Origin of the sequence: Jatrophihabitans sp. (assembly GCF_046262535.1) — a bacterium.
Lineage (GTDB): Bacteria > Actinomycetota > Actinomycetes > Mycobacteriales > Jatrophihabitantaceae > Jatrophihabitans.
This window is the reverse complement of the sequence record NZ_JBHEMO010000058.1, coordinates 1-14,911: the sequence shown is the minus strand read 5'-3', so window position 1 is coordinate 14,911 and position 14,911 is coordinate 1. Positions and strand designations below refer to the sequence as shown.

16 protein-coding genes and 1 tRNA gene are annotated in these 14,911 nt (G+C 69.9%); 8 read left to right on the top strand and 9 right to left on the bottom strand.

From position 1 onward, the window contains the following. Both ABR571_RS09000 and ABR571_RS08995 read left to right on the top strand, forming a co-directional pair. Positions 1 to 708: FAD-binding protein (locus ABR571_RS09000; RefSeq protein ID WP_409452853.1), on the top strand; the 708-nt coding region annotated here is incomplete at its 5' end. Next, positions 708 to 1,541, top strand: coding sequence for a succinate dehydrogenase/fumarate reductase iron-sulfur subunit (locus ABR571_RS08995; protein WP_409452852.1), 834 nt, complete (start codon positions 708 to 710; stop codon positions 1,539 to 1,541). The genes ABR571_RS09000 and ABR571_RS08995, both read left to right, overlap by 1 nt. Positions 1,542 to 1,698: 157 nt before the next feature. On the opposite strand, the gene ABR571_RS08990 is transcribed toward ABR571_RS08995, so the two are convergent. Further along, entirely contained in the window at positions 1,699 to 2,346 is a 648-nt protein-coding gene (locus tag ABR571_RS08990; RefSeq protein ID WP_409452851.1) for a hypothetical protein, read from the bottom strand. 124 nt (positions 2,347 to 2,470) lie between these two features. On the opposite strand from ABR571_RS08990, the gene ABR571_RS08985 reads away from it, so the two are divergent. Beyond that, positions 2,471 to 4,000, top strand: coding sequence for a protease pro-enzyme activation domain-containing protein (locus tag ABR571_RS08985; protein ID WP_409452855.1), 1,530 nt, complete (start codon positions 2,471 to 2,473; stop codon positions 3,998 to 4,000). Between the two features lie 36 nt (positions 4,001 to 4,036). Here the strand turns inward: ABR571_RS08985 and ABR571_RS08980 are convergent, their stop codons facing one another. Next, entirely contained in the window at positions 4,037 to 4,531 is a 495-nt protein-coding gene (locus ABR571_RS08980; RefSeq protein WP_409452850.1) for a RidA family protein, read from the bottom strand. 51 nt (positions 4,532 to 4,582) lie between these two features. On the opposite strand from ABR571_RS08980, the gene ABR571_RS08975 reads away from it, so the two are divergent. Continuing rightward, positions 4,583 to 5,179, top strand: a complete 597-nt coding sequence (locus ABR571_RS08975) for a TetR/AcrR family transcriptional regulator (RefSeq protein ID WP_409452849.1) — start codon at positions 4,583 to 4,585, stop codon at positions 5,177 to 5,179. Here the strand turns inward: ABR571_RS08975 and ABR571_RS08970 are convergent. From ABR571_RS08970 to ABR571_RS08960, 3 genes are all read right to left on the bottom strand, one after another. Then, on the bottom strand, positions 5,125 to 5,907 hold the full coding sequence (locus ABR571_RS08970; RefSeq protein ID WP_409452848.1) for an MBL fold metallo-hydrolase: 783 nt from the start codon (positions 5,905 to 5,907) through the stop codon (positions 5,125 to 5,127). The genes ABR571_RS08975 and ABR571_RS08970 overlap by 55 nt on opposite strands. Positions 5,908 to 6,044: 137 nt before the next feature. Then, complete coding sequence (locus ABR571_RS08965) at positions 6,045 to 7,571, bottom strand: hypothetical protein (RefSeq protein ID WP_409452847.1); 1,527 nt, start codon at positions 7,569 to 7,571, stop codon at positions 6,045 to 6,047. 326 nt (positions 7,572 to 7,897) lie between these two features. Beyond that, positions 7,898 to 7,979, bottom strand: a tRNA-Tyr gene (locus ABR571_RS08960). Positions 7,980 to 8,074: 95 nt separating this feature from the next. On the opposite strand from ABR571_RS08960, the gene ABR571_RS08955 reads away from it, so the two are divergent. Further along, on the top strand, positions 8,075 to 8,566 hold the full coding sequence (locus ABR571_RS08955; protein ID WP_409452854.1) for a YajQ family cyclic di-GMP-binding protein: 492 nt from the start codon (positions 8,075 to 8,077) through the stop codon (positions 8,564 to 8,566). Between the two features lie 6 nt (positions 8,567 to 8,572). On the opposite strand, the gene ABR571_RS08950 is transcribed toward ABR571_RS08955, so the two are convergent. Then, positions 8,573 to 9,412 (bottom strand): LLM class flavin-dependent oxidoreductase, encoded by an 840-nt coding sequence (locus ABR571_RS08950; RefSeq protein WP_409452846.1) that lies wholly within the window; start codon positions 9,410 to 9,412, stop codon positions 8,573 to 8,575. 43 nt (positions 9,413 to 9,455) lie between these two features. Then, positions 9,456 to 10,316, bottom strand: a complete 861-nt coding sequence (gene htpX, locus ABR571_RS08945) for a zinc metalloprotease HtpX (RefSeq protein ID WP_409452845.1) — start codon at positions 10,314 to 10,316, stop codon at positions 9,456 to 9,458. A 97-nt stretch (positions 10,317 to 10,413) separates the two neighbouring features. Between htpX and ABR571_RS08940 the strand changes: the two genes are divergently transcribed. Beyond that, positions 10,414 to 10,902, top strand: coding sequence for a beta-class carbonic anhydrase (locus tag ABR571_RS08940; protein WP_409452844.1), 489 nt, complete (start codon positions 10,414 to 10,416; stop codon positions 10,900 to 10,902). A gap of 82 nt (positions 10,903 to 10,984) precedes the next feature. Here ABR571_RS08940 and ABR571_RS08935 read toward each other — a convergent pair whose 3' ends face one another. Both ABR571_RS08935 and ABR571_RS08930 read right to left on the bottom strand, forming a co-directional pair. Continuing rightward, entirely contained in the window at positions 10,985 to 11,242 is a 258-nt protein-coding gene (locus ABR571_RS08935) for a hypothetical protein (protein ID WP_409452843.1), read from the bottom strand. A gap of 775 nt (positions 11,243 to 12,017) precedes the next feature. Then, positions 12,018 to 12,440, bottom strand: coding sequence for a hypothetical protein (locus ABR571_RS08930; protein WP_409452842.1), 423 nt, complete (start codon positions 12,438 to 12,440; stop codon positions 12,018 to 12,020). 322 nt (positions 12,441 to 12,762) lie between these two features. Between ABR571_RS08930 and ABR571_RS08925 the strand changes: the two genes are divergently transcribed. Next, positions 12,763 to 14,622 carry a 2-oxoacid:acceptor oxidoreductase subunit alpha gene (locus ABR571_RS08925; protein ID WP_409452841.1) on the top strand — a complete coding sequence of 620 codons (1,860 nt, stop codon included), beginning with the start codon at positions 12,763 to 12,765 and terminating at the stop codon, positions 14,620 to 14,622. Continuing rightward, positions 14,615 to 14,911: thiamine pyrophosphate-dependent enzyme (locus ABR571_RS08920; RefSeq protein WP_409452840.1), on the top strand; the 297-nt coding region annotated here is incomplete at its 3' end. The genes ABR571_RS08925 and ABR571_RS08920, both read left to right, overlap by 8 nt.

Below are 14,911 nucleotides of genomic sequence, written 5' to 3'. Positions count from 1 at the left end.
GACACCGCGGCCGCCACGAACGTCCCCGGGCTGTTCGCCTCGGGCGAGGTGGCCGGCGGCATGCACGGTTCCAACCGGCTCGGTGGCAACTCGCTGTCGGACCTGCTGGTCTTCGGCCGCCGGTCCGGCGAGGGCGCCGCGGCCTACGTCAAGGCGCTCAAGGGCCAATACCCGGCGATCACCGATGCGCAGATCGCCGACTGCACGAAGACCGCACTCGCCCCGTTCGAGCAACAGGGGGACTCGGCCTACGAGAGCCACGAGGAACTGCAGCAGTGCATGAACGACCTCGTCGGGATCATCCGCAAGGCGAACGAGGTGCAGGACGCCCTCGAGCGTCTCGAGAAGCTCAAGGAACGGGCGAAGGACGTGTCCGTCACCGGCGGCCGGGCGTTCAACCCCGGCTGGCATCTGGCGCTGGACCTGCGCAACATGATCGCCGTCTGCGAGTGCGTCGCAAGAGCGGCGCTCATCCGCGAGGAGTCGCGCGGCGGGCACACCCGGGACGACTTCCCGGCCATGTCGGCCGAGTGGCGCACGGTCAACCTGATCTGCTCGCAGAACGCGGCCGGCGACGGCATCGACGTCGTCAAGCAGCCGATGCCGCCGATGCGCCCCGACCTGCTCGCCCTGTTCAAGAAGGACGAGCTGAAGAAGTACTTCACCGATGAGGAGATCGCCGACGTGCTCGAGGAGGCTCAGGTCTGATGACGACGGTCGAAGAGAACGCGAGCGTCAGCCCGGACGAGGCCATCGCGACGGCGAAGGAGAAGGCCAGCACCGACAAGGGCACCTACGACGCGCACTTCCGCGTGTGGCGCGGTGACGCCGAGGGCGGCGAGCTGGTCGACTACACCGTCGAGGTTAACGAGGGCGAGGTCATCCTCGACATCATCCACCGGTTGCAGGCCACCCAGGCCGGCGATCTGGCCGTGCGCTGGAACTGCAAGGCCGGCAAGTGCGGCTCGTGCAGCGCCGAGGTGAACGGGCGCCCGCGCCTCATGTGCATGACGCGCATGTCGACCTTCGGGCCCGACGACGTCATCACCGTGACGCCGCTGCGGACCTTCCCGGTGATGAAGGACCTCGTCACCGACGTCTCCTACAACTACAAGAAGGCGCAGGAGGTGCCGGCCTTCGCGCCGCCACCCGGCCTCGGGCTCGGCGAGTACCGGATGGCCCAGGTGGACGTCGAGCGCTCGCAGGAGTTCCGCAAGTGCATCGAGTGCTTCCTGTGCCAGAACGTCTGCCACGTGATCCGTGACCACGAGGAGAACAAGGAAGCCTTTTCCGGTCCGCGGTTCCTCATGCGGATCGCCGAGCTGGACATGCATCCGCTCGACGCGCTGGACCGGCAGCACTCCGCCCAGGAAGACCACGGGCTGGGCATGTGCAACATCACCAAGTGCTGCACCGAGGTCTGCCCGGAGCACATCAAGATCACCGACAACGCGCTGATCCCCCTTAAGGAACGCGTCGCCGACCGCAAGTACGACCCGCTGGTCTGGCTCGGCAGCAAGATCCGCCGCCGCCCGTCCTAGGCTCCGAGACATCGAAGAGTCCAGGCGACAATACGGGGGGACCGCCGCCTGGACTCTTTGCTGATTATGCCGAGTTACGAACCGAACGCAATACCTCCAGGTACGGAGGCACTGCGCTCGGTCAGTTTCGATTCACGTCGGAGACCACCGAGGGACGTCACCGGCTGGATCGGCGGACGCAGATCGCCACGATCGACGCCGCAAGCGCGGCCAATGACACGATCATGATCATGACGAGGCCGGGGCCCACGTCGAGGTGCCGGCCGATCAATTGCGCGGTGTCGTTCTTGTCGCTGATGTCGCCGATGTCGGCGAGTGCCACCAGCACGGTGATCGCCGACAACACCGTGCCGACGATGCTCACCCAGAGCCGTCCCTGGCGGGCGAGGATGAGGACGCCGAGGACGAGCAGGATGAGCCCGAAGACCACGGTGACCTTGCCGTCGCGGTCGCCGTCGGTGCCGGCGATGGCGGAATCCGTGCCGACGTTCGTGTTGATCCAGGTCATGAACGAGCCGATGGCGATGAGGAGTCCGGACAGCGCGAGGACCGCGCCCGTCCAGACGACCGAGACCCGACGCCCGGCGGTGGGCGTCGGGTAGCCCGGGTAGCCGGGCGGGGCCGGGTAGCCGGCCGGGCCGTAACCCGGTTGCGGGTAGCCGTACGGCGCCTGGCCGTACGCCGGCTGCTGGCCGTACTGCGGTTGCTGCCCGTACTGCGGTTGCTGCCCGTACGCCGGCTGTCCGTACTGCGGTTCTCCGTACGGCTGCGGCTGCGGCGTCCAGTCCTGCGGCCCCTGGGTCATCGGATCTCCTCGAGCAGTGTGCGGTCTGAGCCAATGTAGGACGAGGCCGGGCGAGCCGGGCGGCGCGCTGCCCCTTGTCCGGCCCGCACGAGAACGGTAAACCGTCCTTATGCCTGCAAATCACATGAATCAGGGCGACGAGCCGCTCGACCTCCGACCGCTCCCGGGCAGCGAGCGCGCGCCCGCGGCCACCTTCACCGCCGCGGTGGAGCCGCTGGCCCCCGAGGAGACTGTCACGGCGACGCTGGTCCTGCGGCGCCGGGCCGAAGGCGAGATCGGCGCGGCGGCGGGCGACATCGCGGCGGTCACCGACACATTGTCCGGGCTCGGTCTGACGATCGTGGCCGCCGACGAGCCTTCGCGCCGGGTACGGGTGTCCGGCTCGGCGGCGCAGCTCTCCCGGGTCTTCGGCACCGAGCTGACGCGGGTCGAGAGCCAGTCCCCGGACGGCCGGCTCGTCGGGCACCGCCAGCGCAGCGGCGGGTTGAGCGTGCCGGCCGCCCTGGACGGCATCGTGACCGCGGTGCTCGGCCTCGACGACCGGCCGCAGGCCCGCGCCCAGTTCCGGGCCGCGCCCGCAGCGGCGGTGAGCACGAGCTACACGCCGCCACAGCTCGACAAGATCTACCGATTCCCGGCGGACACCGACGGAACCGGGCAGGTCGTCGCAATCATCGAGCTGGGCGGTGGCTTCGCGCAGTCCGAACTCGACACGTACTTCGGCAACCTCGGCGTGCCGAGTCCCGTGGTGACGGCGATCGGCGTGGACGGTGCGAACAACGAGCCGGGCCAAGATCCTCAGGGTGCCGACGGCGAAGTGCTGCTCGACATCGAGGTCGCGGGTGCGCTCGCGCCCGGTGCGAAGTTCAACGTCTACTTCGCGCCGAACACCGACGCCGGCTTCCTGGATGCAGTCAGCGAGGCAGCGCACGCGACGCCGACGCCGGTCGCGATGAGCATCAGCTGGGGGCAGAACGAGGACGAATGGACGGCCCAGGCCCGCACGGCGATGGACGACGCGTTCGCCGACGCGGCAACGCTCGGGGTGACCGTCACGGCCGCCGCCGGCGACTCGGGCAGCTCCGACGGCGCCACCAGCGGCGCCCACGCCGACTTCCCGGCGTCCAGTCCGCACGTCCTCGCCTGCGGCGGCACGAACCTGCACGCGGATCCGGACACCGGAACGATCTCGGCCGAGACCGTGTGGAACGGCGGCACCTCCGGCGGCGCCACCGGCGGCGGGGTCAGCGACGCCTTCCCGCTACCGGACTGGCAGTCCGGCGCCGGTGTCCCGTCCGCCGGCCGCGGCGTGCCCGACGTGGCCGCCGTCGCCGATCCAGCCACTGGCTACCAGGTGCTGGTCGACGGCACGGCGGCCGTCTACGGCGGCACCAGCGCGGTCGCGCCGCTGTGGGCCGCCCTCGTCGCCCGGTTGGCCCAGGCGACCGGCGAGCCCTTCGGCCTGCTGAACCCGCTGCTGTACCAGGGCGTGTCGGCCGGGAAGGCGGCCGACGGGTTCCGCGACGTCACGCAGGGCTCGAACGGCAAGTACTCGGCGCGGCCGGGATGGGACGCCTGCACCGGGCTCGGCTCCCCGGACGGCACCGCCTTGCTGGCTCGGCTTCAGGCCGGCAACCGACCCGACCGGCGTTGATCAACGCGCGCGACCCGAGAGCGGTGAGCAGGGCGCTCAGCCGGTGTCCGCGTCGGTGATCACGAGCTCGGCCGCGATGACGACCGGGAGATCGAAGGGCAGCGCGGTCACTCCGGGCGCCGCCCGTGCGTGGGCGCCGCGCTCGGGACCGAACAGCTCCACAATCAGCTCGGAGGCCGGATTGGGGATCAGGGTGGCCTGCGCAAATCCCGGCTCGGCGCTGACGAAACAGGTGAGCGACAGCCAGGCCAGACGGTCTAGTCCGCCCAGCGTGCGGCGCAGGCTCGACAGGATGGAGAGGACGGCCTGAACCGCGGACTGCTGCGCGGCCTCGATCGACACGGCATCCGGTACCCGGCCGAACGGGCCGGCCGGCTGGCCGGAGCCCGTCAGTGCGCCGTGGCCGGAGACGTGTACTCGATCTCCCCACACCCGTATCCAGTGGAACGGGATGGTGACTCCGCTCGGCAATGCCGCCTGGGGCGGGAGGGCGAGCTCGCGTTCGGTCAGCCGTTGTTCGACGACGTCCACTGTGTGCCTCCTTGACATGCTGTCAAGTAACATAGGTGGTAACTTGACAGCATGTCAAGAAACGTCGGGACGCGGGCGCGGATCCTCGATGAGGCGCGGCGGCTGTTGGAGGAACGGCCCGGCGCGTCACCATCGATGTCCGAGGTGGCCGCGGCCGCCGGCGTGTCACGTCAGGCGCTCTACCTGCACTTCGCCGACAGGACGGCGCTTCTCCTCGAGGTCGGGCGGCAGGCCGACAGCGCCGCGCGCACAGCCGAGCGGCAGCAGCGCATCGACGGCGCGGCCACCGCGCACGAGGCTCTGCGGGCCACCATCTCCGTGCAGGCCGAGCTGAAGCCTGAGCTGCAAGGCATCGCCACGGCGCTCGATGTGTTGGGCCGTTCCGACACCGCCGCGGAGGCGGCCTGGCAGGAACGGGAACAGGCGCGTTTGCAACGCTGCCGGGCCGTCGTGAAACGCCTGCGCGCGGAGCGGGCGCTCGCTCCCGACCTCGATCTGAACACCGCGAGCCAGCTCTTGTGGGCGATGACCTCGCAGCGAGTCTGGGACGACCTGGTGGCCGACCAGGGTTGGACGACGACGCGCTACCGCACTCACCTGATCAGGCTGGCCGAACGGGCGCTGCTGGCTTCCGACGCGCCGTCCTGACCGAGCCGGGCGTCCTCGAACCTGTCGCCGAACCAGGTCGCCAGGTCGTCCAGCGCTTGTCGGGTGTCACCCACGAATGCCGGACCATGCATGAGCGCGAGCGTCTCAGGCGTGAGTACAGCCAGCCGGCGCAGCGTCGGAGCCGTGGTCGGCGTCAGGGCCGTGCCGTGCCCTCGTTGGTCGTGCGCGATGGCCGGCCCGACGATGTCACCCGACGATGTCGCCGGCGCGCGACCGGCCTGCGCGAACAGGTCGCCGCAGAACATGACGCCCGTGACCTGCTCGACCAGAATGCCGGCCTCCCACGGGCCGGGGACGTGCGGCGTGGCCCACCACTGCAGGCGCCGCCCCCCGAGATCGAGAACTTCTCCGTCGACGAGCGGCCGCAGCGGGCGATCGCTGAGGTCGGGAAGGTTGACCCGGCAGCCGGTCGTGCCGTGGGCGACGGCGGCGTGCGGAGCTCGCGCGAACCAGCGAGGGAGGGCCCCGAACTCGTCGGGGCGCGACGCGTGGTTCGACGTGATCCAGCGCAACCGGCTCACGTCCACGACGGTTGCGGCCTGCGCGACCACGTCGTCGAAATGCATGTTCATGCCGGTGTGCACCAAGGCCGGCTCGTCGGCGTCGATCAGGAACTGGTTGAAGGTGATCCCGCCCGGCGGGCCTTCCGATGCGTAGCAGCTGATGCGAAAGACCCGGTCGGCGATCTCGTCGATGCGCGCGCTCATCGGACGTCGAGGTGCGTGGGCGGATTCGGAGATTGCTTCATGCACCCACGGTGACGCCCCCCGATACCGCCGGCCATACCAACGATCTGGGGTGTCAGCAGCCTCGCTGTAGAGCGCGGCGTTGTCAGGCGGGCAGGTCAGCCCAGGACGTAGGTGCCGGGCCGATTGGTCGTCAATGCGGTCCATCCGCCCTCGTCGGGGACGATAACCGGTCGGTAGGCGTCTTCGACCGCGTCCTTGGTGTCGCCGGGCAGCTGAGCAGATACGTCGAGGAACTTCGACCAGCGGATCTTGATCGACACCTGGCAGGCGCACGGCACGCGGACGGTCAGCGTCGACTGGGACGATGCTTGGACGGCAGCGGGCGCCGCGACGATGGGCACCGGGTGCTCCACTTGGTAGAGCTGCCAGTGCTGAGAAGTCCAGATCCGGCGCAGGAAGCCCGGATTCGCTGTCGTGATCACCCTGGCCTCGGGAGTGTCGGCGCTCGGGATGTTGAGCGCGACGTAGCCGACGGCGTTGTCGTCGATCCAGGTCCGGTAGCTGCGCGCGTCGAGCGTCGTTTTCTCGAGCACGGCGTTGAGGGCGCTGTCCTGCTGGGTCTCCCATCCCCGGGCCATCATGGCGTGGTCGAGCAGCGCCGCGTAGGCGGCGTGCGCGGCGTTGACGAGCTCGAGCCGGTGATTCGCCGGTGCCGGTAGCTTGTCCAGCTCGGCCGCGAGCGGCGTGTAGTACGCGACGGCCGACGCCGGCCGGCTGGCGCTGCGCACGGCCGACACCGAGGACAGCGCTCCCAGCACCAGGATCGGCGCAGTGAGCGAGGCGAGGATCCACGATTTGCGCCGGCTGAGGGCGACGGCGGCCGCCGGCAGGCAGAACAGCCCCAGGCGAGCGAAGTTCGCTCCCATCCCGTTCGGTATGACGAACAACAGCAGGGCGGCCACAGCGGCAGCCGCCAGCGTCGTCCGCAGATGATCGGGCGGGGCGGCGAGCAGCATCAGGCCAAGGACGAGCAGGACCTCGCCGACCAGGTATGGCGGAAACGGTTCAGGTCCCGGGCTGCCGAAGAGCACGGCAAGCCCGATGAGCGTGGCCCCCGCGCAACCCACGACGAGCATGGTGGCTGCGCGGTGGGCCCGCAGGCGAGCGGTCAGCAGGAGGCCGGAGACGGCAAGCGCCAGGAACGCTCCGGACACCGGCGAGGCCAGCACGGTGAGCACGGCCAGCAGGGCGGCGGGCACCTTGCGCTGTTGTCGCAGGCAGACGAGCGCGGCCACGGCGAACGCCGCACCAACCAGAAAGGGCACCCGTCCGCACCAGAGATTGACGGCCACGCTGGCTGCAGCCACGCCTGCGGCGACGGTCGGCCGTGCGGTGTCGCGGACGAGCCAGGTGGTAAGCGCGCAGATCAGCACCGCCGCGATCCCCGCCGCCACCTCTGTGCCCAGTTGGGCGCACAGCCACGGCGTGATCACGGAGTAGTTGCCCGGCGTCGTGCCGCCGAACCAGCTGAACCAGTAGGTGACGCCGACCCCGTGGGCCACGGCGGACGCTCGGGCCCGGGCCGCCCATAGATCCGGTACGCCCGGCCGCAGTAGATAGAAGGCGACCGCGTTGGCGAGCAGGAAGAGCGTCGGGATCACGAGCCGGTGCGTGTCGTACATCCGGCGGACGGGGGGCAACGGCGCCTCCGGGCACGGACGCGGCCCGGCCGTTACCGATTGCAAGCCTGCTCCCCTGAAGTACGGCGCCGGCGACTCGACGCGGCGCGTCACGGTCCTGTAGCCGTGCGCCAGCAATTGATTGTCCACCTGGCCGGGACGACAAACAGCGGCAACCACCTGACCACAAGGTGAACGCTCAGGTCAGGATTGCTGCCACGGCCGCACCGACCCCTTCCTGGTGACGAGGTCCAGTGTCCGCGGAACCAAGGCCGTGCTGGGGACCGAGATGGCAACAGCCCCCGGGAAACGGAGGCTGTGGCGCGCTGTGGCGGGTGTTGGGTTTGAACCAACGTAGGCTGAGCCGGCGGTTTTACAGACCGCTCCCTTTGACCACTCGGGCAACCCGCCGTGCACCGGATTCCTCCGGCAACGGTTGGAAACTTTACCCGATGCCCGCATCCACTACGGTCGAGGTCTGCCGAGTCCAGCAGGAGGTTCTGAGCATGGCCGATCCGTCCTTCGACATCGTGAGCAAGATCGACCGCCAAGAGGTCGACAACGCCTTGAACCAGGCGGCGAAGGAGCTGTCGCAGCGCTTCGACTTCCGCGGCGTCAACGCCACGGTCGAGTGGTCCGGCGAGCTGGGCATCACGATCAAGGCCGACACCGAAGAGCGGGCCAAGGCCGCCCTCGACGTGTTCAAGGAGAAGCTGGTCAAGCGCTCGATCTCGATGAAGGCACTCGACGCCGACGACCCGAAGCCGTCCGGCAAGATCTACGTGATCAACGGGACGCTGCGGCAGGGCATCAACAAGGACCACGCCCGCGAGATCGTCAAGCTGATCAAGGATCAGGGCCCGAAGGGCGTGCAGGCGGCCATCCAGGACGACCAGGTGCGGGTGTCGGGCAAGAAGAAGGACCAGCTGCAGGACGTCATCGCGCTGCTCAAGGGCAGCGACCTCGATGTGCCGCTGCAGTTCACCAACTACCGCTAGCGTCCGTCAAAGACGGGCCGGACCGTCGCGCAGCACGCCGCGGACGTGGTCCAACGACAGCGTCAATGGGCTGATTGCCGTAAGCCACCACGTCGCGCCGGCCTTCACGTACGGAGCCGGATCGACGCCGGGCTCGAGCTCGACGGCCACGTCGAACGGCGCCGCCGGATCGGTGCGCTGCGCGGCGATCGTGGCGACGGCTTCGGCCAGTTGATCGGGATGCTCGAGGTTCACCGGGAAGAAGCCCTGATACTTGGCCGCCCGGCGCAGCGGCTTCGATTTGCCGGGGAACGCGCCGACCCAGACGGGGACGCCCGCGGGCTGCGCCGGCGTCGGTAGGAATTCGAAGTCGTCGACCGTGTAGTGCCGTCCGTGGTGGTGCACGGGCCGGCCCGACCACGCCGCGGTCAGGATCTCCAGCGACTCGTCGAGCATCTCGCCGCGCAGCCGGTCATCGAGCTGCTCGCCGGTCTTCGACAGCTCTTGACCCGACCCGTCCCCACCTATCCCGACGCCGAGGATCAGCCGGCCGGCGCTGAGCCGGTCGAGGGTCGCCGTCTCGCGCGCCAGCTTCGCGGGCCGGCGCCGCGGCAGCGGGGTGACCATCGGGCCCAGTCGCACGGTCTCGGTACTGCTCGCGATCGCGGCCAGCGTGATCCACGGGTCCAGTACCCGTCGCACCGGCGCGCGCCAGTGCAGGTGGTCCCACACGAAGACGCCGTGCCAGCCGGCGGCCTCGGCGTCCGCGGCCAGGTGCGCGAGCAGGACCGGATCGGCCAGTTCGTCGAACGGCGGCACCCACAGTCCCGAGCGCAGGCCAACCGTTGCGTCCGCTGCGTCAGTCACCGTGGTATTCAACCGTGCGGACGGTGGTGCGGACGCCGGTGGGTCAGCGCAGGTAGCGCGGGTCCGACTTCGCCATCTGCTCGAGGCGGGCGATCCGCTGCTCCATCGGCGGGTGCGTCGAGAACAGGGTCCGCGCGCCGCCGAACGGGTTGGCGATCATCAGGTGGCTCGTGGTCGCCAGCCGCGGCGTCTGCATCAGCGGACGGGCCGCCGTCCCGGCTTCCAGCTTGCGCAGCGCGGACGCCAACGCCAGCGGGTCGGCTGAGAGCTGGGCGCCCGACTCGTCGGCCTGGTACTCCCGCGACCGGCTGATCGACAGCTGGATCAGCCCGGCCGCCAGCGGGCCGAGGAAGAGCATCAGCAGTTCGGCGAACGGGTTGCGGTCGCGGTCGTCGCCGCCCCCGAAGAAGATCGCGAAGTTGGCGATCATGGTGACCCCGGACGCGAGCGCGCCGGCGACCGACGAGATGAGGATGTCCCGGTTGTAGACGTGGCTGAGCTCGTGGCCCAGGACGGCTCGCAGCTCGCGCTCGTTCAGCATCTGCAGGATGCCTTCAGTGGCGCAGACCGCGGCGTGGTGCGGGTTGCGGCCGGTGGCGAAGGCGTTGGGGGCGGCGGTCGGCGACACGTAGAGGCGCGGCATCGGCTGCCGGGCGCTCGTGGCGAGCTCGCGAACTATCCGGTACATGGCCGGTTGCTCGACCTCGCTGACCGGCCGGGCCTGCATCGCCCGCAGGGCCAGCTTGTCGGAGTTGAAGTAGCTGAACGCGTTGATGCCGACGGCGATCAGCAGCCCGATGACCAGTCCGCTGCGCCCGGCGATGAGCCCACCGCCCCCGACCAGCAGTGCCCCGAGCGCACCGAACAGGACGGCGGTCTTGAGACCGTTCTGAACGCCATGCATGTCAGAAGAACGACCCGACCCGCGTCCTGCGTTCCCGTTCCGGCTGGCGGGCGGGCGTGACGCAGGCCGCACCGGCCGGTCTGATTGACTTTCGGGCATGTCGGCCATCGATCACCTCGTCCACGCGAACGCCCGTTTTGCCGAGACGTTTCCGGGGCCGCGGCCCCTGCGGCCCAAGCTGCGCCTGACCGTGATCACCTGCATGGACTCGCGCCTGGACCTGTTCGGGGCGCTGGGCCTGGACATCGGCGACGCGCACCTCATCCGCAACGCCGGAGGGATCCCGACCGACGACGTGCTGCGTTCGCTCGCGCTGAGCCAGCGGGCGCTCGGCACGCGCGAGGTCGTGATCATCCACCACACCCAGTGCGGGATGGACGGCTTCGACGACGACGCGTTCCGGGCCGAGCTGGAGGCGGAGAGCGGCGAGGCGCCGCCGTGGCGGGTGGCCGGGTTCACCGACCTGTACGAGGACACCCGGCGCTCGGTCGAGACCGTCCGCAACTGCGCGTGGATCCCGCACCGCGAGGACGTCCGCGGCTTCGTCTTCGACGTGGCGACGGCCACGATCACCGAGGTGACCTGAGCGGCGTTTCTGTCGCGATCTTGTGCAGACTCGCGGGCTATTTCCCGCGTGTCTGCACAAGATCCACAGCCTACGGGCCCGGTCAGAGCCACAGTGCCCGCCGTAGTTGCGACGCGACCAGCGCTTCCTCGGTGCGCAGGACGATTGACGGGTAACGCAGCACCAGGGCGTCGGTGAGCGCGATCTCGTTCTGCCGGAGCTGGTCGTCCCACCAGCCCCGCGGCGCCAGGTGGAGCGCGCCGTCGACCTCGGCCACGACCAGCCGGCCGTCCCGCCGCTTCCAGGTGGCGTCGAGGTAGCGGATCCGGCCCGACCGTTCCCGGCGCATGAGCTGGCGCACGGGCGTGGGCAGCCCGTTGCGCCGGCAGAGGCGGACGAAGTCGATCTCGCTCAGCGCCTCCGAACCGCCGGCGATATCCGCGATGGCCAGGCGGAACTGCGCTCGGTGGCGGATCCGCGGCGAGCGGGCAATGGCCGCAGCGAGGTCCGACGGTCGCCTTCTTCTGCTGGACGGACGCGGCCAGGATCCCGCAGCCCGGACGGGCGGAGGCGAAGGTGCCCGCGGCCCGCAGGACGGCGTCGGGGAGGGCCTCGATCGAGCGCGGACCGGCTCGTCGGATCGGCTGGTCCCCGTGCAGGTGCAGTTGCAGCGGCACTGGGCAGCCGGGCCGGAGCCGGGTGCCGGCCGGCGCCAGCAGGTGCACCTTCGTGCGTGTCCAGCCGTGCAGGCCGAGCAGCTCGGCCGCGGTGAAGGCGGTGAAGATTGCTTTCGGACCGGTGTGGATCTGGGCCACCCGCCTGCGCTGGTCCGGGCTCAGCGGCCCGTTGTGCAGCACGATCGCGAGGCCGGCCCGGCGCCAGCGGCCGGCGGCGAGCTGGGTCTCGAGCTGCGTGCGGCTCACGCCGTCCGCGTACAGGGCGCGGGCGGTGGTGACGAGGGTGGTGCTGAACCGAGAGCGCATCGGGGCATGGTGGAGCGGGAGCGCGGGTCGGCGCCGGGCTCGCCGCCGAGCTGTGGAAAACCGTCCGTCCTAAAGCTTGTGCAGACTCGCGGGCTATTTCCCGCGTGTCTGCACAAGATCCACGGACGAAGGGTGGGGACGTGCTGGGCTGACCTACGCGCCTTGCCAGCGGAAGGACACCATCAGCCGCTCGACGCGCCGGTCGAGCTCGAGGTCGTCCTCGCCCACCACGAACTCCGCCAGCAGCGCGAGACGGTGGTTGCCGGGCGCGGGCATGACGTAGCGGCGGGTGCCCGGGGTGGTGTCCTCGTCGAGCAGTTCGTGAGCAGCGGCGCCTGGGGCCACGGCGCGGGTGGCCAGTTCCTCACCGGCGTCGATCATGCCGACCGTGAGGGCTCCGGTCGCCTCGCGCAGGTCGTGGGTGATGACGACGGTGCTGAGGACGGCCAGGACGGGAGCACCTTCGACGTCGTCGGGGACTCCGGCCTCGGAGGGGCTCACGACCATCCAGTCGCGGCAGTCCATCTCGAACGCCGGAAGCACCAGATCCGCCATGAAGGCCCCCCTCATCGTCACGGGTTCTTCCCCGGTCTTACCCCTCGCACGAGCGGGCTTCACGCATTCGACAACCAGAACGCTAGGCGACCCCGGTCGGGTGCGGACCCGCCGCAACGGGCAGCAAGCTGCAAGGCGACATCGGGCCAGAGGACAAAGTGGGCCGATCGCCCACCAGCGGCCGAACGGTGGTCCCTCGGAGCGGCCGCGAAACGGGGGGTCGAGTGAGCCAGCCCACCGACATACCGCGATACATAAACGTAATATGAACGGTGTCGCGGCCCGCGCAGTTATCGGCGCACGTGGCGCCGCAGATTTTCGATGCCGGGAGGCACGTACCCGCATGACCAAGAACGTCCAACAGCTCGATCAGGTCGTGATCCGAATTGCCGGCGACTCCGGCGACGGGATGCAGCTGACGGGCGACCGGTTCACCCAGGAAACCGCGGTCTTCGGCAACGACCTCGCGACCTTCCCGAACTTCCCGGCCGAGATCCGGGCGCCGCAGGGGACGCTGGCCGGGGTCAGCAGCTTCCAGCTGCACTTCGCCGACCACGACATCCTCACCGCCGGCGACCGACCGGACGTCCTCGTGGCCATGAACCCCGCCGCGCTGAAGGCGAACCTGGGCGACGTCCCCAAGGGCGCGACGCTCATCGTCGACACCCACGACTTCACGACCCGGGCGCTGGCTCGCGTCGGCTGGTCGAGCAACCCGCTCGAGGACGGCTCGCTCGAGGGCTACAACGTCCACGCCGTCGATCTCACGCAGCTCACGCTGGACGCACTGGAGGGCACCGAGCTCTCGCGCAAGGACGCCGGCCGCAGCAAGAACATGTTCGCCCTTGGCCTGCTGTCGTGGATGTACTCACGTCCGACCGAGGGGACGATCGACTTCGTCCGGACCAAGTTCGCCAACAAGCCCGAGATCGCCGAGGCCAACATCACCGCCTTCAAGGCGGGCTGGAACTTCGGCGAGACCACCGAGGCGTTCGGTGTCTCTTACGAGGTGAAGCCGGCGACGGTGCCGGCCGGCACGTACCGCAACATCAGCGGCAACCTGGCTCTGGCCTACGGGCTGATCGCGGCCGGGCAGCGCTCGGGCCTGCCGCTGTTCCTGGGCGCGTACCCGATCACGCCGGCGTCGGACATCCTGCACGAGCTGTCCAAGCACAAGCGGTTCGGCATCCGGACGTTCCAGGCCGAGGACGAGATCGCCGGCATCGGCGCCGCCCTCGGTGCGGCCTTCGGCGGCTCCCTGGCGGTCACCACGTCGTCCGGACCCGGCATCGCGCTCAAGGGCGAAACGATCGGGCTGGCGGTGTCGCTCGAGCTGCCGCTGATCATCTGCGACATCCAGCGCGGCGGCCCGTCGACCGGGCTGCCGACCAAGACCGAGCAGTCCGACCTGCTGCAGGCGATGTACGGACGCAACGGCGAGGCGCCGGTGCCGATCGTCGCGCCGCGCTCCCCCGGCGACTGCTTCGCCGCCGCGGTCGAGGCCGCCCGCATCGCGCTGACCTACCGCACGCCGGTGTTCCTGCTGTCGGACGGCTACCTGGCCAACGGGTCGGAGCCGTGGCAGGTGCCGTCGGTCGACGAGCTGCCCGACCTGTCGGTCGAGTTCGCGACCGAGCCGAACGGCGAGGGTCCCGAAGAGGGGACGTACCTGCCGTACCTGCGCGACCCCGAGACGCTGGCGCGCCCGTGGGCGGTGCCGGGGACGGCCGGGCTGGAGCACCGGATCGGCGGCATCGAGAAGGCCGACCGCACCGGCAACATCAGCTACGACCCCGACAACCACGACTTCATGACGCGGACGCGGCAGGCGAAGGTCGACGGGATCGCCCGCTCGCTGCCGCCCATGGAGGTTGACGATCCCGACGGCGACGCGCGGGTGCTCGTCCTCGGCTGGGGCTCGACCTACGGCCCGATCGGCGCGGCCTGCCGGCATGTGCGCGCGGCCGGCGGCTCGATCGCGCAGGCCCACCTGCGGCACCTGAACCCCTTCCCGAACGATCTCGGCGACATCCTCAAGCGCTACGACAAGGTCGTCATCCCCGAGATGAACCTCGGCCAGCTGGCCCAACTCATCCGCGCGAAGTACCTCAACGACGCCATCAGCGTCACCCAGGTGCGCGGCCTGCCGTTCAAGGCCGACGAGCTCGCGGAGATGCTGCAAGGAGTAATCACCCATGACTGACTTAGGGCTCAAGGCCAAGGACTTCAAGACCGACCAGGAGGTTCGCTGGTGCCCCGGCTGCGGTGACTACGCGATCCTGGCCGCCGTCCAGGGCTTCATGCCCGAGCTCGGGGTGCCCCGCGAGAACATCGTCTTCATCAGCGGGATCGGCTGCTCCAGCCGGTTCCCGGACTACATGAACACGTTCGGCATGCACTCGATCCACGGACGCGCGCCGGCGATTGCCACCGGCCTGTCGACCTCACGTCCCGACCTGTCGGTCTGGGTCGTGACCGGTGACGGCGACGCG

Coding starts and splice junctions, on each gene's coding strand:
- ABR571_RS08940 (WP_409452844.1), top strand. CDS start 10,414: ATGTCGGCCATCGATCACCTCGTCCACGCGAACGCCCGTTTTGCCGAG.
- ABR571_RS08965 (WP_409452847.1), bottom strand. CDS start 7,571: ATGTACGACACGCACCGGCTCGTGATCCCGACGCTCTTCCTGCTCGCC.
- htpX (WP_409452845.1), bottom strand. CDS start 10,316: ATGCATGGCGTTCAGAACGGTCTCAAGACCGCCGTCCTGTTCGGTGCG.
- ABR571_RS08925 (WP_409452841.1), top strand. CDS start 12,763: ATGACCAAGAACGTCCAACAGCTCGATCAGGTCGTGATCCGAATTGCC.
- ABR571_RS08970 (WP_409452848.1), bottom strand. CDS start 5,907: ATGAGCGCGCGCATCGACGAGATCGCCGACCGGGTCTTTCGCATCAGC.
- ABR571_RS08975 (WP_409452849.1), top strand. CDS start 4,583: ATGTCAAGAAACGTCGGGACGCGGGCGCGGATCCTCGATGAGGCGCGG.
- ABR571_RS08995 (WP_409452852.1), top strand. CDS start 708: ATGACGACGGTCGAAGAGAACGCGAGCGTCAGCCCGGACGAGGCCATC.
- ABR571_RS08985 (WP_409452855.1), top strand. CDS start 2,471: ATGAATCAGGGCGACGAGCCGCTCGACCTCCGACCGCTCCCGGGCAGC.
- ABR571_RS08955 (WP_409452854.1), top strand. CDS start 8,075: ATGGCCGATCCGTCCTTCGACATCGTGAGCAAGATCGACCGCCAAGAG.
- ABR571_RS08990 (WP_409452851.1), bottom strand. CDS start 2,346: ATGACCCAGGGGCCGCAGGACTGGACGCCGCAGCCGCAGCCGTACGGA.